At 45.7% G+C, this 23581-nt stretch carries 23 protein-coding genes; all 23 read left to right on the forward strand.

The features are described from left to right. Window positions 1-152: 152 nt before the first annotated feature. The 23 genes from QTN94_RS06550 to rng all read left to right on the forward strand — a co-directional run bounded on the left by QTN94_RS06550 (window position 153) and on the right by rng (window position 23572). Window positions 153-701 (forward strand): single-stranded DNA-binding protein, encoded by a 549-nt coding sequence (locus QTN94_RS06550; protein WP_331427237.1) that lies wholly within the window; start codon window positions 153-155, stop codon window positions 699-701. Between the two features lie 170 nt (window positions 702-871). Beyond that, on the forward strand, window positions 872-2881 hold the full coding sequence (gene csrD, locus QTN94_RS06555; RefSeq protein WP_331427238.1) for an RNase E specificity factor CsrD: 2010 nt from the start codon (window positions 872-874) through the stop codon (window positions 2879-2881). 6 nt (window positions 2882-2887) lie between these two features. Further along, window positions 2888-4324 (forward strand): MSHA biogenesis protein MshI, encoded by a 1437-nt coding sequence (locus tag QTN94_RS06560; protein WP_331427239.1) that lies wholly within the window; start codon window positions 2888-2890, stop codon window positions 4322-4324. Then, window positions 4324-4974: a type II secretion system protein GspM gene (gene gspM, locus QTN94_RS06565; RefSeq protein WP_331417558.1), complete on the forward strand. Its 651-nt coding sequence runs from the start codon at window positions 4324-4326 to the stop codon at window positions 4972-4974. The genes QTN94_RS06560 and gspM overlap by 1 nt, the downstream gene beginning before the upstream one ends. Then, window positions 4967-5296 (forward strand): MSHA biogenesis protein MshK, encoded by a 330-nt coding sequence (locus QTN94_RS06570; protein WP_331427240.1) that lies wholly within the window; start codon window positions 4967-4969, stop codon window positions 5294-5296. The genes gspM and QTN94_RS06570 overlap by 8 nt, the downstream gene beginning before the upstream one ends. Before the next feature lie 15 nt (window positions 5297-5311). Next, complete coding sequence (mshL, locus tag QTN94_RS06575) at window positions 5312-6970, forward strand: pilus (MSHA type) biogenesis protein MshL (protein WP_331417557.1); 1659 nt, start codon at window positions 5312-5314, stop codon at window positions 6968-6970. 5 nt (window positions 6971-6975) lie between these two features. Beyond that, window positions 6976-7815: an ExeA family protein gene (locus tag QTN94_RS06580; RefSeq protein WP_138973835.1), complete on the forward strand. Its 840-nt coding sequence runs from the start codon at window positions 6976-6978 to the stop codon at window positions 7813-7815. Between the two features lie 3 nt (window positions 7816-7818). After that, window positions 7819-8865, forward strand: a complete 1047-nt coding sequence (locus tag QTN94_RS06585) for a tetratricopeptide repeat protein (protein ID WP_331427241.1) — start codon at window positions 7819-7821, stop codon at window positions 8863-8865. After that, on the forward strand, window positions 8855-10579 hold the full coding sequence (locus tag QTN94_RS06590; RefSeq protein ID WP_331427242.1) for a GspE/PulE family protein: 1725 nt from the start codon (window positions 8855-8857) through the stop codon (window positions 10577-10579). The genes QTN94_RS06585 and QTN94_RS06590 overlap by 11 nt, the downstream gene beginning before the upstream one ends. An 8-nt stretch (window positions 10580-10587) precedes the next feature. Then, the gene (locus tag QTN94_RS06595; protein ID WP_331427243.1) at window positions 10588-11808 is read left to right on the forward strand and encodes a type II secretion system F family protein; all 1221 of its coding nucleotides are present in this window, start codon (window positions 10588-10590) and stop codon (window positions 11806-11808) included. After that, window positions 11792-12280, forward strand: a complete 489-nt coding sequence (locus QTN94_RS06600) for an MSHA biogenesis protein MshF (protein WP_331427244.1) — start codon at window positions 11792-11794, stop codon at window positions 12278-12280. Before QTN94_RS06595 ends, QTN94_RS06600 begins: the two co-directional genes overlap by 17 nt. Before the next feature lie 69 nt (window positions 12281-12349). Then, window positions 12350-12916 carry a prepilin-type N-terminal cleavage/methylation domain-containing protein gene (locus QTN94_RS06605; RefSeq protein WP_331427245.1) on the forward strand — a complete coding sequence of 189 codons (567 nt, stop codon included), beginning with the start codon at window positions 12350-12352 and terminating at the stop codon, window positions 12914-12916. 27 nt (window positions 12917-12943) lie between these two features. After that, a complete protein-coding gene (locus tag QTN94_RS06610; protein WP_331427246.1) occupies window positions 12944-13468 on the forward strand; it encodes a type II secretion system protein in 525 nt (174 codons plus the stop codon). Window positions 13469-13592: 124 nt separating this feature from the next. Next, the gene (locus QTN94_RS06615; protein ID WP_331427247.1) at window positions 13593-14066 is read left to right on the forward strand and encodes a type II secretion system protein; all 474 of its coding nucleotides are present in this window, start codon (window positions 13593-13595) and stop codon (window positions 14064-14066) included. Next, the gene (locus QTN94_RS06620) at window positions 14066-14614 is read left to right on the forward strand and encodes a type IV pilus modification PilV family protein (RefSeq protein WP_331417549.1); all 549 of its coding nucleotides are present in this window, start codon (window positions 14066-14068) and stop codon (window positions 14612-14614) included. The genes QTN94_RS06615 and QTN94_RS06620 overlap by 1 nt, the downstream gene beginning before the upstream one ends. Then, the gene (locus tag QTN94_RS06625) at window positions 14614-15339 is read left to right on the forward strand and encodes a PulJ/GspJ family protein (RefSeq protein ID WP_331427248.1); all 726 of its coding nucleotides are present in this window, start codon (window positions 14614-14616) and stop codon (window positions 15337-15339) included. The genes QTN94_RS06620 and QTN94_RS06625 overlap by 1 nt, the downstream gene beginning before the upstream one ends. Further along, complete coding sequence (locus QTN94_RS06630; protein WP_331417547.1) at window positions 15329-15748, forward strand: MSHA biogenesis protein MshP; 420 nt, start codon at window positions 15329-15331, stop codon at window positions 15746-15748. The genes QTN94_RS06625 and QTN94_RS06630 overlap by 11 nt, the downstream gene beginning before the upstream one ends. Continuing rightward, the gene (locus QTN94_RS06635) at window positions 15748-18906 is read left to right on the forward strand and encodes a DUF6701 domain-containing protein (protein WP_331427249.1); all 3159 of its coding nucleotides are present in this window, start codon (window positions 15748-15750) and stop codon (window positions 18904-18906) included. Before QTN94_RS06630 ends, QTN94_RS06635 begins: the two co-directional genes overlap by 1 nt. A gap of 152 nt (window positions 18907-19058) precedes the next feature. Further along, the gene (locus tag QTN94_RS06640; protein ID WP_004747218.1) at window positions 19059-20102 is read left to right on the forward strand and encodes a rod shape-determining protein; all 1044 of its coding nucleotides are present in this window, start codon (window positions 19059-19061) and stop codon (window positions 20100-20102) included. Window positions 20103-20155: 53 nt separating this feature from the next. Continuing rightward, window positions 20156-21025 (forward strand): rod shape-determining protein MreC, encoded by an 870-nt coding sequence (gene mreC, locus QTN94_RS06645; RefSeq protein WP_331417545.1) that lies wholly within the window; start codon window positions 20156-20158, stop codon window positions 21023-21025. A gap of 5 nt (window positions 21026-21030) precedes the next feature. Continuing rightward, window positions 21031-21519, forward strand: coding sequence for a rod shape-determining protein MreD (mreD, locus tag QTN94_RS06650; RefSeq protein ID WP_269377959.1), 489 nt, complete (start codon window positions 21031-21033; stop codon window positions 21517-21519). Between the two features lie 3 nt (window positions 21520-21522). Continuing rightward, window positions 21523-22083, forward strand: coding sequence for a Maf family protein (locus tag QTN94_RS06655; RefSeq protein ID WP_331417544.1), 561 nt, complete (start codon window positions 21523-21525; stop codon window positions 22081-22083). 19 nt (window positions 22084-22102) lie between these two features. After that, window positions 22103-23572: a ribonuclease G gene (gene rng / locus QTN94_RS06660; protein WP_331417543.1), complete on the forward strand. Its 1470-nt coding sequence runs from the start codon at window positions 22103-22105 to the stop codon at window positions 23570-23572. Window positions 23573-23581: the final 9 nt, after the last annotated feature.

Below are 23581 nucleotides of genomic sequence, written 5' to 3' on the forward strand. Positions count from 1 at the left end.
GGGGAGCTGAAGAGGGGTCTAAAAAAAGACTTAGAGTTGTTGGACTTAGAGCTACGACGATACATTGTCAGTCGAGGAATTTGTCCCGAGCGTAAAGCGTGTTATCCTATTGCGCTATTTATCTATCATTACCAATTTAGACGGAGCGAAACATGGCTAGCCGTGGAGTTAACAAAGTTATTTTAGTAGGTAATCTGGGGTCAGACCCAGAAATACGTTACATGCCTAGCGGCGGTGCAGTAGCAAATATCACTATCGCAACGTCTGAATCGTGGCGCGATAAAGCGACTGGCGAACAGCGTGAGAAAACGGAATGGCACCGTGTTTCGTTATTTGGCAAACTTGCGGAAGTGGCGGGTGAGTATCTTCGTAAAGGTTCTCAAGTTTATGTTGAAGGTCAACTTCAGACGCGTAAATGGCAAGATCAAAATGGTCAAGACCGTTACACAACTGAAATCGTTGTTCAGGGCTACAATGGCGTAATGCAAATGCTTGGCGGTCGTGCTCAAGGTGGTGATCCTGCGCAAGGTATGGGTCAATCACAGCCACAACAAAGTGGTTGGGGACAACCACAGCAACCTGCAATGCAACAACAGCCTGCATATCAGCAACAGTCACAGCCACAACAGTCACAGCCACAACAAGCTCAGCCTCAATACAATGAGCCACCAATGGATTTTGATGACGACATCCCATTCTAAGTGCTTGTTATTGAAAAAAAGCCGCGCAAGTCGCGGCTTTTTTATATAGTAAATAATATCACATACGAAATCCCCCTAGTTGCTGGGTAAGGAATGCTAGCTAAGTGACTGTTTATCTATTAGCATCCTGAAAATTTGAATCATACGTTGAGAAAAGGAATTCTTTATCCATGAGGTACACGCCTACCTTAAAATTGAGTACTCGACTTGTTGCCTTTGTGACTGTCATTGTCACGAGTGCGATGTTTATTCTATTTCTTGGTGGGACACTGTCGTTTAAACAACTGGGTCAAGAATATCTAGAGCACTCATTGAAAGGCATTGTTGAAGTTGTCGATAAAGAGATGGAAGACCCAGATGCGGCCTATTCTCTCCAGCGATGGATGCCAAAAATGCTTCAAGCCTCGAACATTGTCGAGATGGAGTTGCACTCGTCTTACGGTGTGATTTATCGATTCAAAGACACAACCTCTAAAATAGACGCCTCTCTGCTATATCACACTCAATACACCTTGGAGCGCAATGACGGCTATAGCATTCGTTTTAAAGCGGTCCCACCGTATATTGGTTATGGATACTCAATGCAAGCGCTGTGGTCGATTACCTTAGCTGTTGCACTGATCGTCTTCTGTCTGCATCGTGGTCTTAAGTGGCTTAAGGATCAACTGCATGGCTCTGAACTGCTTGAAGAGCGTGGCCGAATGATATTAGCGGGTCGAGTAGAGGAGTATGCGCAAGGCGATGTCAAAGAGTGGCCTTATACTGCTAGTGAAGCACTCGATCGACTTATAGAAGAACTTCAAGATGCGCGTCAGGAGCGAAGTCGTTTTGATACCTTTATCCGCTCGCAGACCTTCTTGGATCAGTTAACGGGGGCGGCCAATCGAGTGCTATTCGATAGCAAATTGGAAGCGGCTTTGTCTGAACATGGATCCCATGGTGGCGTGTTGATCATTCGGGTAGATGACTGGGAAGTGATTCAAGTTGAGCAAAGTAAGCAGGTGGCGAACGACTTTCTCATTGAAGTGGGTGAAGGACTGAATAATGTGATACAGAGATATCCAGATGTGATCCTCTCTCGTTATTACAGCTCGGATTTTGCTATTTTTGCGCCTAATTTGTCGACTAAAGAAGTGTCAAATATGGCTGGCCATTGTTTAAAACAGTTAGCCAAACTTGATCCTCCTTCTCCTCTTGAAACCGATAATTGGGTGCATATTGGTGTCAGTATGTACCGTGAGGCAGAGAGTCAAGGGCGAATTATTGATGAAGCTGAAACTGCGTTAAAAAGTGCACAATTGCAAGGCATCAATACTTGGAGTCGTTTTCAAAAACACATTGAAGCAGACGAAGAACGAGGCAGTGTCCGTTGGCGAACTTTGTTTGATGTGGTGCTAAAGCCTGAGAACCTGTACATATTCTCCCAGCCTTGCTATCTCCTGAACCAGCAGCAAGATAAGAAAGTTGACCATTATGAGCTGTTTGCACGCATTAATGACCCAGATAAGGGAGTGATTAAGGCGTCGCGATTTAATTCAGCGATAGAATCAGTGGGCTACGAAGCTCGACTTGATACGGCGACAATCACGACAATTAGGCGCTACCTCGCTCAGTCAAACGATTCAGCAACTTACGCCATCAATTTGCATGTTGTTCCATTTGCCGACCGAAGTTACTTCAAGTGGTTCAGAGATGAACTCCTGCAATTGCCGTCGGAGCAAAGAGCGAGGCTAATATTTGAATTTGCTGAAGCCCGTTTGGTTAAGCATCTGGATTACATGCGTCCAGTGAGCAAGATGATTGCCGGTTTAGGGTGCCAAGTGGCAGTAGGGCAAGCTGGCCGTTCAATCGTCAGTACCCATTACCTTAAAGAGCTACCTGTCAGTTACTTGAAGCTCCATCGAAGTTTAATTAAAAAGATCGATCAACGGCATGAAAACCAGTTGTTTGTCCGCAGTCTAATGGGGGCGTGTGATGGACTTAAAACTCAGGTAATCGCCGTTGGTGTCGATAATAAGCAAGAACATAAAACGATTTTAGATTTGGGCGTGCACGGTATACAGGGTCGCTACTTATGTGCTGAGAAACAGATGCTGCCACTTGCAGCTAGCAGCATGAATGTCAGTCCATCTTCGAACAAAGTACAAGCTGGTCGGCGCAATCGCTGGAGAAGAACATAGAGCAGAATGAACATTCAATCACTGATTAGCAAATTTAAGCGCAGTAAAGAAACGGCAAAGCGTCTGAGCGTTGTTGTTCAGCCGAGTGCACTCTATTTTTCATCATTGCCTGGTGTAGAGTTAGCATTGTCGGTTCCTTATCAGGGCTCTACGTGGCATGAAACATTATTGGATGCTTTGCGAGATGCGAATGTGTCTGAGGTTGTGCTTGATGTCGTGCTCGACTCCAACCTGTACCAAACCTACCAGATAGAAAAGCCAAGTGTTCCAGAAAACGAACTTGCTGGGGCTTTGCCATTCTTACTCAAAGATCTTGTTAGCGAACGAGTGACCGATATTGTGGCAGACGCTGTGGCTCTGCCTAACAGCAATAAACTGCAAGTCTATGTATTTTCGCGCAGTGCAGTAGTCAACTTATATCACGGTCTCAAATCACTCAACATAGAGTTGTCGAGAATTATGGTTGAGGACGAAGTCTGGGGGCATGCGAGTGAGAATAAAAACTTCTTATTACTTCAACGCAGCAGGCAAAGTCAGTTCAGAGTTAGTGCATTTGTGGAGTCGCAATGTGCATTCCAACGTACAATACGAGGTATTGCCTCACCATTGACGGGCGTTGCAAGTAGTATCTTACAGCTAGATGGTATCGCACTAGAGTTGCAACGTTCGATTGATTACCTTTCGTCACAGTTACGCAGTGTTTCTCTGCACCAAATGTACATCTGTTGTGATGATGAAGAGCAGCAGCAAATCGTTGACGCTTTAAACGATACGCTTAGTGTAAAAGTCTCGCAGCTGTCGGAGTTGGGACAGCAATCCGGAGAAATTCTGGTTGGAATTGTTCAAAATTTACAAAATGCACAGATCAACCTGTTCCCTGAAGAGTTCAAAACGAAGCAAGACTATTTCACCCTACGCAATGTTGCGCTCATCTGGGGAGTGTTAAGTGCCTTTCTTTTGCTCAGCAGTGCCGCATTGGTGTACCAGAAAACTCAGTTAACTCAAGAACTGCAATTATATCGGTCACAAGTCGCAGAGTTTGAAAAACAAACCGCGGTGTTGAACCAACGCCTTAGTCAGCATAAGCCGACCCCTGCCAAAGTTGCTGCGGTAGCAAGGTTAAAGCTAGAAATAGAAGCGAAACGAAACTCTCTCAAAGCGGTCAGCGAGTTTGATGAAACTCAGCAAGTTGGTTATTCCGGTGTGATGCGTTCTTTGGCGGCTTTAGGTCGCAACGATATCTCGTTGAGTGAGATCTCCATTGATGCCGTCACGCTTGATTTGGTTGGTTTAGCCAGAAATCCGCAAGCGATCCCTAATTGGGTCAATCAATTCAAATCTGAGTTAGACCTCGTAGGAAGGACGTTTGAGAAACTCAAAATAGGTCGCAATGAACAAGGCATTATCACGTTTGAACTAAAGACGACTCAGGAGCGCGAATAATGCAGCAGTATTGGCAACAGTGGCAAGACAAGTTTGCTCAGTTAAGTCAGCGGGAGAAATGGCTGGTCGCTCTATGTGGCGTCGTGGCGTTTGGACTAGGAATATATGTTGTATTGGTTGAGCCGATCTTAAAAAACAATCAAGCGGTGATGAAACAGATCACTGCTACTAAGCTCGATGCACAACGTTTAGAGGCCGACATATTATTAATGACGGCTAAACTTAAAAAGGATCCAGACCAAGAACTCAATCTGGAGTTCAAGCGTTTGATGTCTGAAAGTCAGAGTTTATCTGAGCAACTTGCAGAGATCGTTGAGAATCTGATTTCACCGAGCGAGATGGCGCTACTGCTAGAAGATGTCTTATCAGAGACAAAAGGCTTAAAGCTGGTCGCGCTCGAATCAATGCAAGCTGAGCCAATAGTAAGTAATGAACAATCAGAAACCCTGTCCAGTTACTACTTACATCCAGTCAGACTCGAAGTGACGGGGAACTATTTTGCCATCGTTGAGTATTTAGATACGCTAGAGAACTTACCGATGAAATACTACTGGCGAAGCTTTCGATACACGGTTGAAGCGTATCCTGAAGCCCGTTTAGTGCTTGAAGTGTATACCCTAGGTTCCAGACAGGAGTTTATTGGTGGATAGAAAGTGGCTGTTTGCGGTATTCATGCTTATTTCAACGAATGTTTGGTCAGCACAAGATCCGACGGCACCTCTGGGTTGGGAAGCTCAACGGCCTGCGGGTGAGAAACCGAAGCAAAAGGTGCGACCACCCCTACCGGAGCTTCAAGCTATCGTCTGTTCTGGTGAGCAACATTGTTTAGCGACTCTTGCTGGTCAGGTAAGGGGGATGGGGGAAAAAATTAATGGCTACCGAATTAATCAAGTCCAGTCAGATGCTGTCATTTTGTCTCGCGGTGAACAGCAATGGAAATTAGAACTCTTTTCTATGGAAATTAAACAGTAAGGTCAGTGGAAACATATGCGTAAACTCGCTATCGCAATTACGATTACATCTATATTGGCTGGTTGCTCCATGGGACATCGCGATCCGATAGAAGCGAAAGGCACTCTCAATCAAGCGATCAATGAGCAAAATAGCCGCAGCCTTGAAACTCTGCCGCCTTCTGTTGAGGCTGACTTGATGCCGGAACTTGCCAATGACGACATAACAGAAAGCAAGACCATAAAACGTTTTCGAATCAAGGCCAATGGCGTCGAAGCAAAAGCTTTTTTTACCAGCTTGGTTAAAGGAACGGAATTTAGCGCCGCTATCCACCCCAAAGTGACAGGTTCTATCACAGTTAATCTGAGTGATGTTTCTCTTGATGAGGTGCTATCGGTAGTTCAAGACATGTATGGCTACGAAGTGACTAAGTCAGGTAACGTAATTCAGGTTTATCCTGCGGGGTTACGAACGGTGACTATTCCGGTTGATTACTTACAGTTCAAGCGTTCTGGTCGTTCACTTACCTCGATTTCAACCGGTACGATCACGAATACCGATAACAGTTCGTCGAACAACTCATCCAATTCTAATTCAAACTCGAACTCATCTAGCAGTAACTCGACTAACTCGACTCGAGGTGGGACGGAGATTGAAACGACTAACGAAAGTGATTTTTGGCCTCAGTTAGAAAGTGCGGTTTCACAACTTATTGGTTCTGGCAATGGACAAGGTGTTGTGGTGAGCCCTCAGGCGAGTGTGATTACCGTCAGAGCTTATCCTGATGAGATTAGAGAAATTCGCAACTTCTTAATGGTCTCCCAGCAACGTATGCACCGACAAGTTATTTTGGAAGCAAAGATTTTGGAAGTGACCTTGAGTGATGGCTATCAACAAGGGATAAACTGGTCGAAAGCCTTTACATCAAACGGGACGAATTACACTTTAGGTAAGGGCTCTACGGTCAAAGACTCGAATGGTTTGCCTTTGCCTTTTCCTTTGCCCGGCTTAGATACGATAGGCACCTTGTTAGGCGGTCAGTCTAATTTGGTTATTTCGAGCGGTAGTTTTGAAGCCGTATTGAGCTTTATGGCAACGCAAGGTGATCTGAATGTTCTTTCAAGCCCTCGGGTGACGGCCTCCAACAACCAGAAAGCGGTTATCAAGGTAGGCACGGACAGTTATTTTGTCACTGATTTCTCAGCAAATACGGATTCGAACAGTTCGACATCGAATACCACAACAGACATAGAGCTAACCCCTTTCTTCTCCGGTATTTCGTTAGATGTCACTCCGCAGATTGATGACCAAGGTAATGTGTTATTGCACGTTCATCCTGCTGTTATTGATGTGACTCAAGAGCAGAAAGAAATTGATTACGGTTCGAGACGGCTAACCTTGCCATTAGCAACAAGCTCGATTCGAGAATCGGATTCGGTGATTCGTGCTCAAGATGGCGATGTCGTAGTGATTGGTGGCTTAATGAAGTCGAACACGGTTGAGCAAGTGTCAAAAGTGCCATTTTTAGGTGATGTACCCGCATTAGGGCATCTGTTCCGTAATACGACTCAACTGACGCAAAAAACCGAATTGGTGATTCTTTTGAAACCATCAGTCGTTGGTATCAACACTTGGCAAAAAGAGCTGGAACGTTCTAGAGATTTGCTGCAAGAGTGGTTCCCTGACGGGCAGTAGTATATATGTACCTCGAACACTTTGGTTTTGAGCACTTGCCGTTTCACCTCACTCCAGATACAGACTTGTTTTTGGGGTTAGAGCCTCATTATGAGGCGATTCAGACAGTCATGGCGGCACTGGCCATGGGGGAAGGGCTAATCAAAGTGACAGGGGAAGTGGGCACAGGTAAAACCATGATATGTCGAGTCATGGCAAAGCTGTTTGAACCCCATATCCAATTGGTATTTGTACCTAATCCCGCTTTGGATGGAGAGCAGTTGCGAAAGGCGGTCGCCAGTGAACTGGGTATCGATAATAGTGAGTCAGCATCGATTGTTGATGATATTCAGGGGCGTCTGATTGAGCTGACGGCGCAAGGCAAGCAGGTTGTTGTGTTGATTGATGAAGCACAAGCTCTTAGTGATGATGCTTTGGAAGTGCTGAGGTTGTTCGGCAATCTAGAAACTGAACGGTGTAAGCTGTTGCAAACGGTAATATTTGGTCAGCCTGAATTGGATGAACGTCTGTCACAGCATCATTTACGTCAGTTTCGCCAGCGGATTACTTTTAGTGCTCAGTTACGCGGACTGACTCTTGACGAGACCGTGGCTTACATTGACAACCGACTAAGCAAAGTCGGTGGTCAAACTTCTCTATTTTCTCTCAATCATAAGAAGGCTATCTGGCGAGCAAGCAAAGGTTATCCAAGATTGATTAATCAAATCTGCCATAAAGCACTGCTGTTGGCTTGCAGTCAACAGCTAGCAATTGTCACTAATCGACAACTATTTGCTGCCATTCATGACACTTATGACAGTTGTAAACCTAAATTTAAGAGCCCGCTATTGTGGGGGTGGAGTTAAATCATGAGTGCAATTAATAACGCGCTTGCCAAGTTAGCTAAAGAGTCGCCATCGAAAGTGACACTTACCAAAGCTGATATCGCCCCAGTGAAACAACGTCCTGTTTTACCTTGGGTGGTAGGAAGTTTTGCGCTGAGTTTAGCGGTTGGTGGCTGGGCAATATCTCAGCAAGCACCGATGAGCGATCGACTTGAGACCATCGAATTTGCGAGCGAGCAAATTGAGGTTGCTTCACCCACTCAGAAAGTGACGCCCAATCACTCTGCCCTGTATCGGACGGATCGCCAAGATAAGCCGTCCCAATCCGCTATAGAAACGCAAAAGGTGAGTAAAAAAACGCCACATCCACAGCAAGCTCCTACTGTATTGCTGGCTCAAAATAAAGCGACAAGCAACCAAGCTTCTCAAGTGACACAGGCTCAACTAGGCGAAGTGGTTATTGAGCAAGTCGATTTAACGCCACAGCAGTTGTCGGATAAAGCACAACAGCGCGCAAAAAAAGCACTGGATGGCAACAATCTATCAGAAGCACTCAATCATTATAGTGAGGCATTGCGTTATACACCGGCCGATGCCTCAGTCAGAAAACGCTTATCTGCGCTTTACTATGGCAAAGGAGAAGTAAGAAAAGCCGCTGAAATTTTGCAAAAAGGTATCGCCCTCAACCCAGAGGATGTTGATTTACGCTTAGCTTTGGCAAGAATGCTGATGAAAGAGCAGCAGAACGGCGTGGCTTTAACGGTACTCAGTGCCCTACCAAAATCTGTCTCAGTGGAGTACTTAGCTTTACGTGCTGCTTTAGCGCAAAAAGAAAAGCAAGATGAGATGGCTCTGCAAAGTTACCAGCAGTTAGTTGCCATTGAGCCTGATAGTGCTCGCTGGTGGTTAGGACTGGCTATTCAACAAGAGCGAGCTTTTGATTTAGCATCGGCAAAAAGCGCCTACCATCAAGCGTTGACTAAGCTTGGACTCTCTAGCCAGTCGCAGCAATTTATCCGAGACCGACTAACTCTGATTAGCAGTTTAGAGGAATCCAGCAGTGAAAATTAAATTAAGAAAGCGCTTGGGTGATTTGCTAGTCGAAGAGGGCATTATCACTGAACACCAAGTTGAACAGGCGCTAAATGCACAGCAATCAACGGGTCGAAAGTTAGGTGCGACATTAATCGAGTTAGGATTCTTAAGTGAGCATCAGATGCTGACATTTTTGTCTCAGCAACTTGATATTCCCTTGATCGATCTCAGTCGAGCCAATGTCGATATCGATGCAGTCCAACTTCTGCCTGAAGTGCACGCTCGCCGTTTGCGGGCATTGGTCATTGCTCGTCAAATGGATACCTTGCGAGTCGCAATGAGCGATCCTGCCGACCTGTTTGCTCAGGAGGCGCTACTCGGTCAATTATCGCAATACGCGATCGAGTTTGTTATCGCACCAGAAAAACAACTGGTGGAAGGGTTTGATCGCTACTATCGCCGAACTAAAGAAATTGCTTCGTTTGCAGAGCAGTTACAAGCGGAGCATCAGGTAACCGAAGCCTTCGATTTTAATATTGAAAGTGAAGACAGTGACGAAGTGACTGTGGTTAAGCTGATCAATTCACTGTTTGAAGATGCCATCCAAGTGGGAGCATCGGACATCCACATTGAACCAGATTCGAATGTTCTGCGTCTACGCCAGCGTATCGATGGGGTCTTGCATGAAACATTGCTCAATGAGGTCAACATTGCCTCGGCGTTAGTGCTGCGTCTAAAACTAATGGCTAACTTAGATATTTCTGAAAAGCGTTTGCCGCAGGATGGACGCTTTAATATCCGAGCCAAAGGGCAATCGGTGGACATTCGTATGTCTACTATGCCAGTGCAATACGGTGAGTCGGTGGTTATGCGTCTGCTCAATCAGTCTTCTGGCGTGAGAAAACTAGAAGAGTCAGGTTTGCCCGATGATCTACTCGTCAGGTTAAGGCGTCAATTGCGTCGACCTCACGGCATGATATTAGTGACTGGCCCAACTGGTTCGGGAAAAACAACGACTCTGTATGGTGCACTCAATGAACTCAATGAGCCAGGCAAAAAAATCATTACTGCTGAAGATCCCGTTGAATACAGATTACCGCGAGTCAATCAGGTTCAGGTTAATCCTAAGATAGACCTCGATTTCTCTACTGTGTTGAGAACATTTCTACGTCAAGACCCTGATATCATCTTGGTCGGTGAGATGCGTGATCAGGAAACGGTCGAAATTGGCCTTCGTGCAGCACTTACTGGGCATTTAGTGCTAAGTACATTGCATACCAATGATGCGGTCGATAGTGCGCTACGAATGATGGACATGGGGGCGCCAGGCTATCTTGTTGCGAGTGCTGTTCGTGCGGTCGTCGCTCAGCGATTGGTGCGAAAAGTATGCCCTGATTGTAAAACGGAAGATGAACTTGATGCGGCAGACAAGCAATGGATCGCTCAACGCTTCCCTAATCAGGTTGAAAGTCGTTTTGTTAAAGGCCGTGGTTGCCAAAACTGTAACCTAACGGGTTACAGAGGGCGTATTGGTGTATTTGAAATGCTTGAGCTTGAGCAAGATATGATGGATATGCTTCGCGCAAATGATGCCGTAGGCTTTTCACGCGTGGCACGTAACGCACCCAACTACAAACCGTTGCTTGCTTCTGCCATGGAGTTAGCTTTGCAAGGCATTGTCAGTTTGAGTGAAGTGAAGACCTTGGGAGAAGGTGACTCTTCAGGTTCTGCACAGGCGATCTACATCTAGGAATCACTATGCCACATTTTCGATATCAAGGCAGACACTCAGATGGCTCAGCGACGTCTGGAACGATAGAAGCACCGACTCAGGATGCGGTTGCCGAACAGTTGTTGAATAAGGGAATCATTCCGACCCGTATTCAGGCTGGCGGTGGTCAGGCTGCGTTCAATATTGATGTCAAATCGTTACTCACTCCAACGATCCCTTTGGAAGTGCTGGTCATTTTCTGTCGTCAGCTATACAGCCTAACTAAAGCCGGAGTTCCCTTGCTGCGCTCGATGAAAGGGTTGAGTCAAAATAGCGCCAACAAGCAACTTCAGCAAGCGCTTGAAGCGGTCACTCAAGAGCTAACCAACGGTCGCAGCTTGTCGAATTCAATGCAGATGTATCCTAAAGTGTTTAGCTCACTGTTTGTCTCTATGGTCCATGTCGGGGAGAACACAGGTCGTCTTGATCAGGCCTTGTTGCAACTGGCGAACTACTATGAGCAGGAAGTTGAAACACGTAAGCGTATTAAAACAGCGATGCGTTACCCGACGTTTGTGATCAGTTTTATTGTGGTCGCGATGTTTATTCTCAACGTTAAAGTGATCCCTCAGTTTACCAGTATGTTCGCTCGCTTCGGTGTCGATCTGCCACTGCCAACACGAATCCTCATTTCAACGTCAGAATTCTTTGTTAACTATTGGTTGGTTCTGGTCGCTATCATGATAGGTGCCTTATTTGCCCTGAAAGCTTGGATCGGGACTGCCAATGGTCGTGAGCAGTGGGATAAGTTTCGCTTGAGAATGCCTGTGGTCGGAGAGTTGATCAATCGAGCTCAACTGTCACGATTTTCAAGAACCTTTGCCTTGATGCTTAAGGCGGGGGTACCGCTCAATCAATCATTGGCTTTATCTGCGGAAGCGTTAGGAAATCGATTTCTAGAAAACCGACTTCTTGAGATGAAATCCTCCATTGAAGCGGGCAGCCCTATATCATCGACAGCAATTAATAGCGGCATCTTTACACCATTGGTTATTCAGATGATTTCTGTCGGCGAGGAGACGGGGCGAATAGACGAACTACTACTAGAAGTAGCTGACTTCTATGACAGAGAAGTGGACTATGACCTAAAAACACTAACAGCACGCATCGAGCCGATATTGTTGGTGATTGTCGCCAGTATGGTGTTAGTGCTTGCGCTGGGTATCTTCCTGCCGATGTGGGGCATGCTTGATGCTATCAAGGGTTAATGCGGCACTGTTCCTTCAGCGCTCAAGATTAATCACTTGGTTGCTGGTGGTGATGGTTCTGACTCTCAGCTTGCTACTCGCGTGGCAGAATGTAGAAGTTAAGGCCAACGATTCTGCTTTTTTGCTGGCGACGCAAAGAGTGATTGAACGAGCGAGTTACTTTAAGCAGCAGTGGTTATTGGCAAAGAGAAATACGCCGTTAGAGGTTGATGGTAGGGTGTTGAACTACACTAATAGTGGGTGGATTGAACCGCTTGATAGTGACCGACAGAATAGCTGTATTTTTTGGTTTGAGGTTCTATACCCAGAGAAAGAAATCCTAGGTAAAGAGCCATGGAAGATAGTCGATGATTCAATAGGCACCAGCTACAGTTGTAGCTATTTTTATCAGCAAGGCAGAGTGTTCACTATCAATCTGATCGGTAACAAGTTTTCTGCTAAAGTTGGATTCTTAGCTGAGTCTCATAATTGAAGTTTGGCTTCTAGCAGAAGTAAGAAAATTCCGTATAATACGGTGTACTAAATAGTAGGTTATTAATTTATGGCTAACAAACAGTCTGGTTTTTCATTGGTTGAGTTGGTCGTGGTCATTGTCGTGGTAGGTTTACTTGCCGTGGCGGCGTTACCGCGCTTTTTAGATGTGACTGATGAAGCAAAAAAAGCCAGTGTTGAAGGTGTTGCTGGCGGATATGCGACGGGCGTGTTATCGGCTAGAGCCCAGTGGGAAGCAGAGGCGAGACCCTCGGTGACCATTGATGGTACAACACGTAATACAGTGAACTATGACGGTGTTGATTTTTGGCTTACAAGTTCTGACCAAGCTGGTGGGGATTTTAGAGATGGCTATCCGTATGCCATCAACAACGGTGACAATAGTTTTCCTGCCGGACTGACCAATGATATTTGTATCGAACTCATGTCTAACCTACTTCAGAATCCGCCAAGAGTGGGCACAACTGCTCAAGCTGAGGCCGATTCAAATATTAAGTATTCAGCCCAGGCTGATGACGCGGCTTCAACTTGCACCTATATTCAGCAAGAGGGTAATAGCGAAAATCAGTTTGTTTATGAAATTGAAACGGGTCGTGTGAGCGTAACTCTGCAGTAATGCGCTATAAAATAGAGAGATAGAACGATGAAAAGACAAGGCGGTTTCACCCTTATTGAACTTGTGGTAGTCATTGTTATTTTGGGTATTCTTGCCGTCACTGCGGCACCACGTTTTTTGAACTTACAAGGCGATGCACGACAAGCATCACTAGAAGGTCTGCGAGGAGCAATTGCGGGTTCTATGGGCATCTCATACGGTCGTGCCGCGATCAATGGTATTGAACGTAACGCGTATGATGCATGGGTAAGCGCTAATGATACAGGTACTGTCATTGGCGACATTGCGCATGACTTTGGTTACCCAACTGCGGTTGACAATAATGCTGATAACTTAGGCGGCATTGTGCAAACCTTGGATTTGTCTGCTGAGTTTGGAGTATTAGATTCAGCTAACGATGATGCTACCGATCAAACTAATGACTGGATAGAGATTGGCCTAACAGGATTTTCGGAACAGTGTGTACGTTATACAGCAGCGACAGATGCAGATACTCCAGCGACGGTAGCTTTAGTAGGAGGTGCCGGATTCTGTGGAGTGGCAGCTAACTAATTAATTTGAAAGGCCAGCTCCGCTGGCCTTTCCTTTACACTCTCTTTCTTATCGGCCATTTGCTGCTTTTAGTATCACGCCAACTGATATACTCAAAATAACTGACACTTTCACGGTACTAGGCATGGTTAAGTCGAAGTTCGCTGGTTTTACATTAGTCGAGTTAATTGTCGTTATCCTGTTGATTGCGATTGTCTCCCTATATGCCGTTAGCCGCTACTCCGGTACCTCTGGCTTCTCTCCCTTTGTTGCTCAAGAGCAGGTAATTTCGGTTATTCGTCAGGTTCAGGTTAACCGCATGCAATCGAATATCGATATTGATGCTGTGGTTGGCAATAGCAACTTTTCCTTACGCTTATTGAACGACTGTATTGGCTCCCAAGCTGCCTGTGCAGATCAAAATCAAAGTCGCAGTGACTGGGTGGTAATCGCAGGGGTGACTTTTACCTCTAACGTTGGCAACTTGGTTAATTTTGATTTGTTAGGAAATCCCGATGGCGTTGCAACCCCGGTCAACATCGAGATGCGATCTACAGACGGGACTTGTGCAGGTGTCGAAATAAATGCCATTGGTTACGTTTCGCCACGGGGGTGCTAATGAAGCGTAAGCTTGGCTTTACCTTAATCGAGAGCATCATTGTGATTGTGGTGATGGGGCTGGCTATGGTGACTATCACCAGTTTTCTCGTGCCACAAATAACGCGTTCAGCAGACCCTTACTACCAAACTAGATCGGCGGCGTTGGGACAAAGTGTTATGTCCTCAATTTTGGCGCGTGGTTTCGATGAAAACAGCGATTTGAGCGGTGGCTTTGCTCGCTGTGATGAAGTCATTGTTGGCCAGCCGGTTGTCAGTTGTACCGCAGAGGACGACTTTGGTGCAGAGGAAGATGAGGGAGTTGATGCTGACGCCATTCGTCCACAGTTATATAACGATGTCGATGACTTTATTGGCTGTTGGCAGCAACAACCTGCCAACGGATGTCGTGATTTAGATTTGTTACTAGGAGATTCCAGCTACCGTAATTTCCGTTTGGATATTGAGGTGACTTATGCAGATGGAACGAGCTTAAAGAGAATTAATCTAGTGATTTCTGCCGCCGACCAGACACCCGTGACCCTGGATGCTTATCGAGGTAACTATTGATGAAAGCCAAAGGTTTCACGTTAATTGAAATGGTGATCACCCTAATTGTTGGCGCGATTCTGGTGCTGGGTATTGCTGGCTTTGTTGAGCTGGGTGCGAGAGGCTATTCGGATACGGTCGAACGTCAGCGATTGCAAACTCAGGCGAAATTTATATTGGAGAAAATGTCGCGCGAGATTCGCCATGCGGTGCCTAATATGCTTAGTAGCAACAGCGTAATCGCACAGTCCACTAGTTGTATCTCTTTTTTTCCGATTCTGGACTCGGGTTATTATGCGGTTTCAGGGGATGATATTCAGTTTGTTATCGGCCAGCAAGGCGTCACTGCGGACGATCTGGGCCAACTGACTCTAGTCATTAATCCTACCGAAGCAAATCCGACGAACAATGTGTTCCCACTGAACAATGTCACTAGCAGCAACGATACCTTTTTAATTCCAGATGCCGCGTCTTCTTTAGTTGGCAATTCAGTGTCGAATCGTCATTACATCTATAATCCTAATGGTCGCGTCGATTACTGTTTGGCTGGTGGTCAACTGCGCAGAGCGGTGAATGGTAATAATGATTTACCCTTATCAGACATCGGCGTAGATGGAACGCTCGATTACATTCCTGCAACCGTTCAGACCAATGGCATTGTTGATGTTGATATCACGTTTAACAATGCGCAGGGAGACGAAGCGAGTAACTTTCAGCAGCAGATACAGGTGCTAAATGTTCCGTAAAAAACAGCAAGGCAGTTTATATATAGTGATTATTTTTGTGCTTGTTGTGATGGGGTTTCTGGCAACAAGCCTTAGCCGTATTAGCTGGTCAAACAGTGATAGTCACTCGAAGGATGCGATAGGGACGCAGGCAGCTCTGTTAGCGCACTCTGGCAACGAGTGGGCGCTAAAAGAGATTTATGATATTGCAGGCGCAGATTCAGTGGCCAATCAATGTGCAGCGATAGATGGGACAGCGATAAATCTATTTCAAACCACGGTCAGTTGCCAGAGTGTTGAGGTAAGTTGTCAGGCAAGAGGTGGACAACTTGCGGACGGAACTCAAATGTATGTGGTGACCTCAGTGGCAAATTGTGGAACAGGGGTAAATCAAATGCAGCGTAGTCAGCAAGTATGGATTAGGGAGTGATGATGCGAATAATTAAGTCGCTGTTTATCAGCTTGACACTATTGCTGTTTTCGGCCGTAACCTTTGCTGCATGTCAATATAAGGGCAAGGAAGACTTCACTGTTTCATTTACTGTATTGGCTTCTGATAACTATCAAAGCTTTGTTCTTAACCAAGGTAGCCATGGTTATACCTTATGGTACACAAAGGAAGAAAAAAGTTCAGGCAGCTATATCTTTAACGAGCAACAGCTTGTTACTGGCAATACTTACCAAATTACGATTGTGAGTGAGTATAACAGTTCGATAAAAATGAGTGATCTTGAATACTATCGTAATGATGGCAATGGTTGGTTACTGATTGACAAGAAAACGCAAGCACTCGAGAACGGAGCTCACAGACCCGCTCCTTCTAATGGTGTTAGTGATTTGAACTGTAGCAATACAGCTAATCCGCCATCGGTGTTTCCAGAACAGTGTGCAATCGCACCTTATGCCGTACAAAGTTGGCAAGGTGCTGCATCTTCAGCATTAACGTTTACTGGCGACGGAAACATATATGGCACCAAGTCTTTTCTGGGCAAAGTGGGCTTTGATCAAGTCGTAAAAGAGTGGGATGAGCAACAAGCTTGTGATGGAAAAGCTTGTGAGGCCGACTCTGCATTATTTGTTGATAGCCCTGCCGTAGAATCTGTGTTTACCACTACACAGAGTGTGACTTTAGGTTGGAATAGCACACCAGAGTCCTTTACGGGAAATAACTATAGCAAGGTAACAGTCAGCGGTGGAGTACACATATTCCCCAACAGCGAGTATCAAATTGGTGAACTGGTCATACTAAATGATGCCGTGGTTCAGTTCCCGAATAAAACATGGCTTAAAGTGAACAGGCTAACCATGATCGATAACGGTAAATTTGTCACAAAAGATAATGATAGCTCCAACTTAATTATATGGGCGGAAAATTCAACATCTGGAGTATTGGCTAATATTGATATAGGTGAAGGAACCCAGCCTATTTATGCTGTTATCTTCAGCCGTCATTCAGCTCGTTTTAGTGGCAGTACGTCTATTATTGGTTCGATTACATCTAGATATATCGAAATGGATGGAAGCAGCCGAATCGATGCGAGGGGCAATGAATGCTCGACTCCGGTAGAGATTAGTCGTATCGAAATTAAACCCTACAACTATCATCTAACCTGCGAGATTGGGGATGACCAGATTGTTGAGGTCCATGTTTTAGATAGCGATGGCAATTATCTTTCAGGTTATCAACCGTCTTTAATTCAGGAAAATGGCAATAACCTGAGCATTAATTTTATTGCTGAAGCAAATGGTATTGCTCAATATCGAGTAACCACCTTACCAACCTCCACTGTCGGAGACTATGATCTGAAAGCGAGCCTCACGACAGAGGGGCAGACGTTTGAAGATACGGATCAGATCAAGTATGTGCCGTATAAATTTGAGGTCGCAGATCAGTATGTGATTGCGGGTCAGAACAATCAGGCGAGTGTCGATGTAAAAGCGTGTAGTAATAGTGGCCAGTTGATCACATTAGGTTATACCGGAAGCCCTACGGCGAGTTTTTCCTACCAAAGACCCTCTTCCGCCTTGGTTGATACGAATGATTTCACTTTTAGTGCCCAACTAACAGACTCGAATCGTAACGCTGATTTTACCTTTAAAGAGTCTGGTCATATTCGAGTGACGATGACCGATAACAGCTTTGTCTGTGATGATGGCCGTTGCCCCGTAGAAGGCGGTGCATTACAAGGCCAGTTTGATGTCTACTCGCGACCATGGAAAATCGCAATGTGTAATGTGGCTGAGGTGAATAATAGCTCAAACCTCAACCCAGCAACCACAACAGGCAGTCCCGGTTTTATGGCGTCTGGTGATGATTTTACTGTGAGCTATGTTCCCATTGTGCATGTTGACGCTAGAGGCAGTGCGTCTGAGCAATGCGACTACCCTCAGACAGGCAATTATGGCTTGGATAATGGTCCACTTAATGTGACTTATCGTGTCATTTACCCGACGGCATCGGCAGTCAGCGGTACAGTCACACCCAGCACAATTCCCGCTTTCGATAGTAGTAACCTAACGAGACAACTGACTCACAATTGGAATGAGGTTGGTACTGTCCAGTTTACGACAGGGGCAACTTACCTAACGATGGATCTCGATGCTGATCAGCTGGAAATCGGTCGTTTTTATCCTAAGTTCTTCAATGTCGTCAATACCCCGAGTTGGGATTACCCAGGCAACCAATCTTTCGCCTATATGAATCAGCCGTTTAACGGTGTGTCCTTTGATGTCGAAGCGTTAAACGCTCAGGAACAGGCAGTGCAAAACTATGCTAGCTTTGATTCTGATTTAACGGCGGGCTTTGTTCTGTTCGAGCCAGATTTTACCGAGCGATTTAACTCGCCCACACCGAGCAAACAGTGGGCACTCACATCACAACGTAGTATTGGTACTTTCACATTGGACGATGCTGCGCCTTCGACTGATTGCGAAAGTGAACTGTGCTGGGAAAAGGCGCCAGCGGCAGATGGCTACCAAGATGGTCCATTTAATGGTGCAACTGGCACTGCATCAAATATCTCGATAACTGACACCGGAGTATCAAATAGAGATCCTGTCGATTATCCAACACCAGCAGAAGGTGAAGATGATCCTCGCGTGCTGACACTGCAACCGGATATTCGTTTTGGACGAATAGAGCTGGATAGTGTTGGTGGAACGGTTAGCTCTGAACTGCCAATTCCACTGCGCGTGAAGTTCTGGGATGGCAGTCGCTTTATTACCAACACCGACGATAGCTCCACAGAGGTGGATGGCAGTAACGATGCAGGCGAGAATCGCAATATCTGGGTTGAGCCTAATCAAACCGCTTTTGAGGTTACCTTAGGTGATGGTGGTCAAATAGCCGTTGGTCAATCTCGAACCATAACTGCCACTCATGCCTCAGATGTTCGCCAGCAGACGCAGGTATGGTTAGAGCTGGACAATGCCAGCAATCAGCTACCTTGGTTGCGTTTTCGTTGGCAAGATGCCAATCGGGCAGAAATAAATGGCGAGGAGGATCCTTCTTCGGTAGTGACGTTCGGAATTTATCGAGGAAATGATCGGGTGATCTTCAGAGGTGAACCGGGCTTAACTGGGCAGTAATTTCTGTGTTTTTTTTGCCCATCGTTAGGAATCTGTTAGAAATTGCGTGTTTCAGCCCATGTTTACACTTCAATGCCTTGCTGTAGCGGCAAGGCATTGGTACATTTAGTGCAATTTTCTATCTTATAATTCTTTCAGGACGAGCGAAGAATATGTTCAAAAAACTTCGTGGCATATTTTCAAATGACCTATCTATCGATTTAGGTACTGCCAACACTCTTATCTACGTTAAAGGACAGGGCATCGTCCTAGACGAGCCTTCTGTCGTTGCAATTCGTCAAGACCGCAACCGTGCGGGCAAAAGTGTCGCTGCTGTCGGACACGCCGCAAAGCAGATGCTAGGCCGTACTCCAGGTAACATCTCTGCAATCCGTCCAATGAAAGATGGCGTTATCGCTGATTTCTACGTGACAGAAAAAATGCTTCAGCACTTTATTAAACAAGTGCATGACAATAGCGTACTAAAACCAAGCCCACGTGTACTTGTTTGTGTCCCTTGTGGTTCAACTCAAGTAGAGCGTCGTGCAATCCGTGAATCTGCGCTAGGTGCCGGTGCTCGAGAGGTTTATCTAATTGACGAACCTATGGCAGCAGCGATTGGTGCAGGTCTACGCGTTTCTGAGCCAACGGGCTCAATGGTGGTCGATATCGGTGGTGGTACGACGGAAGTTGCGGTTATCTCACTAAATGGCGTGGTTTACTCTTCGTCAGTGCGTATTGGTGGTGACCGTTTCGATGAAGCGATCATCAACTATGTGCGTCGTAACTACGGTAGCTTGATTGGTGAAGCAACCGCAGAGAAGATCAAACATGAAATCGGTTCTGCTTATCCAGGTGATGAGGTTGAAGAGATCGAAGTTCGTGGTCGTAACCTAGCAGAGGGTGTGCCGCGTAGCTTTAGCCTAAACTCCAATGAGATTCTTGAAGCACTTCAAGAGCCACTAACAGGTATTGTTTCTGCAGTAATGGTTGCACTTGAGCAATGTCCACCAGAGCTTGCTTCTGATATCTCAGAAAACGGTATGGTACTAACGGGCGGTGGTGCGTTACTTAAAGATCTTGATCGTCTTCTGACTGAAGAAACAGGTATCCCTGTTGTTATCGCAGAAGATCCACTAACGTGTGTTGCGCGTGGTGGTGGTAAAGCTCTTGAAATGATCGATATGCACGGCGGCGATCTGTTTAGCGAAGAATAATTGATTGATCTTGGCGTTACGCCAAGATTGGCAAGATAAGGATCTCATATTCTATGAAGCCTATTTTTGGCCGGGGACCTTCACTTCAGCTACGTCTGTTTTTTGCCGTCATTCTATCAGCCAGCCTAATGCTGGCTGATAGTCGTTTAGGCGCATTTGCCCACGTACGTTATCTGCTCAATAGTGTAGTAGCCCCAATCCAATATTTAGCGGATGTTCCTCGCGTAATGTTTGATGGTGCTTATGAGCGTTTTAACATCCGTCAAGATTATATGGAAAGCACTCGTACGCTTAAGCGCGAGGTGTTACGCCTTAAAAACGATCTACTGCTGCTTGATCAGTATCGTGAAGAAAACCAGCGATTACGAAAGCTACTGGGTTCATCATTTATTCGAGATGAACGTAAAGTGGTGACCGAAGTGATGGCGGTTGATACCTCGCCATATCGTCATCAAGTGGTGATAGATAAAGGTCAGATTGACGGTGTTTATGTCGGACAACCAGTCGCCAATGAAAAAGGCATCGTGGGTCAAGTCACCTTCGTGTCGGCTCACAACAGCCGAGTGTTGCTGTTGACTGATAGCCTCAGCGCCATTCCTGTGCAAGTGATTCGCAATGATATTCGAGTTATCGCCTCGGGTAATGGTAAGTCAGATCGTATCAATCTTGATCACATCCCAATCAGTTTAGATATTGAACAGGGTGATCTATTAGTGACATCGGGTTTAGGTGGCATTTATCCAGAAGGCTTCCCTGTGGCACATGTTGCCGAGGTTGAGCGAGATACTGCTCGTGAATTTGCTGTGATTGAAGCGGAGCCTGTGGTCGACTTTGAACGCTTACGTTACTTGCTATTGATATGGCCGAATGATTCTCGTCAGGAGAAGATCCAACAAGTACTGCCTGAGAATTTGGAGGAGTAAGACCAATGGCGAATAGTGTACTAAAAGGTAAGCTTGTCATTGCTTGCTCTTTCTTAATCGCATTGACGCTCCAGACCATTCCTTGGCCTGGTATGCTTGACCTACTACGCCCATCTTGGTTGCTGTTAGTAGCTTGCTATTGGGTTTTGGCTCTGCCTCATAGAGTGAATGTCGGCAGTGCTCTGATTTTGGGTCTTCTATGGGACTTGTTGCTCGGCTCAACGCTAGGAATTCGCGGTATGATGATGTCTATCGTGGTCTATCTGGTGGCGTTGAACTTCCTTGTGATTCGCAACATGGCTCTTTGGCAGCAAGCCATTTTAATTGGCATTATGTCGATGGTCTTAGATGTACTGATCTTCTGTGGTGAGTATTTGATTCAGGATGTAACGTTTAATCCCGTTTCTCTTTGGAGTGGTTTGATTAACTGCATACTCTGGCCATGGATGTTCCTCTTAATGCGTCGCGTTAGACGCCATTGGCATATACGATAATAAATGAATACATCACTGATTTTGGCCTCAGGCTCGCCGAGACGCAAAGAGCTGCTTGCACAATTAGGCTACTCATTTTCTGTTGTTGTTACCGACGTAGAAGAGTGTCTCAAGACAGGAGAAAGTGCGCAGCAATACGTCGCGCGGCTGTCTAAAGATAAGGCTATGGCTGCGGTTAAGCTTGAACCCGAATCAGTGGTGATTGGCTCTGATACCATCGTTGTTTGTGACGATATGGTATTGGAAAAGCCGCATGACTTGGCGCATGCTAAACAAATGTTATTGATGCTTTCTGGACGAGCGCATCAGGTGATGACAGCGGTGACTGTCGCAACACAAGAGATTCAAGAAACTGTAGTGGTCTCTACAGACGTATGGTTTAAAACCCTGTCAGAACAAGAAATAGAACAATATTGGCAAACGGGTGAACCGTGCGATAAAGCTGGTAGTTATGGTATTCAAGGAATTGGTGGGCGATTTGTAACGCGTATAGAAGGAAGTTACTACGCGGTTATGGGCCTGCCTCTTTATGAAACCGACCAGCTCTTGCAAAAATTTTTATAATTTATTTTGAGGTGCGCTCATGAGTGCAGAGTTGCTTATCAACGTGACCCCGAGTGAAACTCGAGTGGCCATGATTGAAGGGGGAACCCTACAAGAAATCCATGTTGAACGTGAAGCAAAACGCGGAATTGTCGGAAACATCTATAAAGGCAAAGTGAGCCGAGTCCTACCGGGCATGCAGGCTGCATTTGTTGATATCGGCTTAGAGAAAGCGGCCTTTCTTCATGCTTCGGATATCGTTCCACATACTGAGTGCGTTGCTGAAAATGAGAAGCAGCAGTTTCAGGTTCGTGATATTTCTGAATTGGTACGCCAAGGTCAGGACATTGTCGTTCAAGTGGTAAAAGATCCTCTCGGGACAAAAGGTGCACGCCTAACAACCGACATTACTCTGCCGTCGCGTTACCTAGTCTTTATGCCTGGGGCGAGCCATGTTGGAGTATCGCAGCGAATTGAGAGTGAAGAAGAACGCAATCGACTGAAAAAAGTGGTCGGTCACTACTGTGATGAAAACGGCGGTTTTATCATTCGTACGGCGGCTGAAGGTGCGGATGAAAAAGAGCTCTCCCAAGATGCAGCTTTCCTGAAGCGTCTATGGTCAAAAGTCATGGAACGTCGCAGTAAGTACAAAACACGTTCGACGCTCTATGGCGAACTTGGTCTTTCTCAACGTATCTTACGTGATTTTGTCGGCACTGAGCTTAACAAAATCTTGGTCGACTCTCGTACAGAATTCGAGAATCTCAAAGAGTTCACTTCGGAATATGTCCCTGAATTAACCGAGAAGCTAGAGCTGTACGAAGGCGACAAACCCATCTTTGATATGTATGACACCGAGAATGAAATTCAACGCTCTCTTGAGCGTAAAGTGGATTTGAAATCAGGTGGTTATCTGATCATTGATCAAACTGAAGCCATGACAACGGTGGATATCAACACGGGTGCGTTCGTTGGGCGACGTAATCTCGAAGAGACGATTTTCAACACCAATATCGAAGCGACTCAGGCGATTGCGCGTCAACTTAGATTACGTAATCTTGGCGGGATTATTATTATCGATTTCATCGATATGGCGTCAGATGAGCATCGCAACCGTGTTCTTACATCTTTGGAAGCCGCGCTAAGCAAAGATCGTGTCAAAACCAATATCAATGGTTTTACTCAGCTTGGATTGGTTGAAATGACCCGTAAGCGTACTCGCGAAAGCATTGAGCACATCTTGTGTTCTTCGTGCCCTACGTGTGAAGGTCGTGGCAGCGTTAAAACTGTTGAGTCTGTATGTTATGAGATCCTACGTGAAATTACTCGCGTCAATCGTGCTTACGATGCGGATAAGTTTGTTGTCTACGCATCCCCAGCCGTTGCAGATACCTTACATGGTGATGAGTCTCACGCATTGGCAGAGCTTGAAGTCTTTATTGGTAAAGAAGTAATAATTCAGGCAGAACCTTTGTACATTCAAGAACAATTCGATGTCGTAATGATGTAAAGGTTGTTT

This window comes from Vibrio sp. M250220 (assembly GCF_036533795.1).
Classification (GTDB): Bacteria; Pseudomonadota; Gammaproteobacteria; order Enterobacterales; family Vibrionaceae; genus Vibrio.

Bases quoted from the DNA above. Each gene is read 5' to 3' on its own strand.
- QTN94_RS06550 (WP_331427237.1), top strand. From the start codon at position 153: ATGGCTAGCCGTGGAGTTAACAAAGTTATTTTAGTAGGTAATCTGGGG.
- csrD (WP_331427238.1), top strand. From the start codon at position 872: ATGAGGTACACGCCTACCTTAAAATTGAGTACTCGACTTGTTGCCTTT.
- QTN94_RS06560 (WP_331427239.1), top strand. From the start codon at position 2,888: ATGAACATTCAATCACTGATTAGCAAATTTAAGCGCAGTAAAGAAACG.
- gspM (WP_331417558.1), top strand. From the start codon at position 4,324: ATGCAGCAGTATTGGCAACAGTGGCAAGACAAGTTTGCTCAGTTAAGT.
- mshL (WP_331417557.1), top strand. From the start codon at position 5,312: ATGCGTAAACTCGCTATCGCAATTACGATTACATCTATATTGGCTGGT.
- QTN94_RS06580 (WP_138973835.1), top strand. From the start codon at position 6,976: ATGTACCTCGAACACTTTGGTTTTGAGCACTTGCCGTTTCACCTCACT.
- QTN94_RS06585 (WP_331427241.1), top strand. From the start codon at position 7,819: ATGAGTGCAATTAATAACGCGCTTGCCAAGTTAGCTAAAGAGTCGCCA.
- QTN94_RS06595 (WP_331427243.1), top strand. From the start codon at position 10,588: ATGCCACATTTTCGATATCAAGGCAGACACTCAGATGGCTCAGCGACG.
- QTN94_RS06600 (WP_331427244.1), top strand. From the start codon at position 11,792: ATGCTATCAAGGGTTAATGCGGCACTGTTCCTTCAGCGCTCAAGATTA.
- QTN94_RS06605 (WP_331427245.1), top strand. From the start codon at position 12,350: ATGGCTAACAAACAGTCTGGTTTTTCATTGGTTGAGTTGGTCGTGGTC.
- QTN94_RS06610 (WP_331427246.1), top strand. From the start codon at position 12,944: ATGAAAAGACAAGGCGGTTTCACCCTTATTGAACTTGTGGTAGTCATT.
- QTN94_RS06615 (WP_331427247.1), top strand. From the start codon at position 13,593: ATGGTTAAGTCGAAGTTCGCTGGTTTTACATTAGTCGAGTTAATTGTC.
- QTN94_RS06620 (WP_331417549.1), top strand. From the start codon at position 14,066: ATGAAGCGTAAGCTTGGCTTTACCTTAATCGAGAGCATCATTGTGATT.
- QTN94_RS06625 (WP_331427248.1), top strand. From the start codon at position 14,614: ATGAAAGCCAAAGGTTTCACGTTAATTGAAATGGTGATCACCCTAATT.
- QTN94_RS06630 (WP_331417547.1), top strand. From the start codon at position 15,329: ATGTTCCGTAAAAAACAGCAAGGCAGTTTATATATAGTGATTATTTTT.
- QTN94_RS06635 (WP_331427249.1), top strand. From the start codon at position 15,748: ATGATGCGAATAATTAAGTCGCTGTTTATCAGCTTGACACTATTGCTG.
- QTN94_RS06640 (WP_004747218.1), top strand. From the start codon at position 19,059: ATGTTCAAAAAACTTCGTGGCATATTTTCAAATGACCTATCTATCGAT.
- mreC (WP_331417545.1), top strand. From the start codon at position 20,156: ATGAAGCCTATTTTTGGCCGGGGACCTTCACTTCAGCTACGTCTGTTT.
- mreD (WP_269377959.1), top strand. From the start codon at position 21,031: ATGGCGAATAGTGTACTAAAAGGTAAGCTTGTCATTGCTTGCTCTTTC.
- QTN94_RS06655 (WP_331417544.1), top strand. From the start codon at position 21,523: ATGAATACATCACTGATTTTGGCCTCAGGCTCGCCGAGACGCAAAGAG.
- rng (WP_331417543.1), top strand. From the start codon at position 22,103: ATGAGTGCAGAGTTGCTTATCAACGTGACCCCGAGTGAAACTCGAGTG.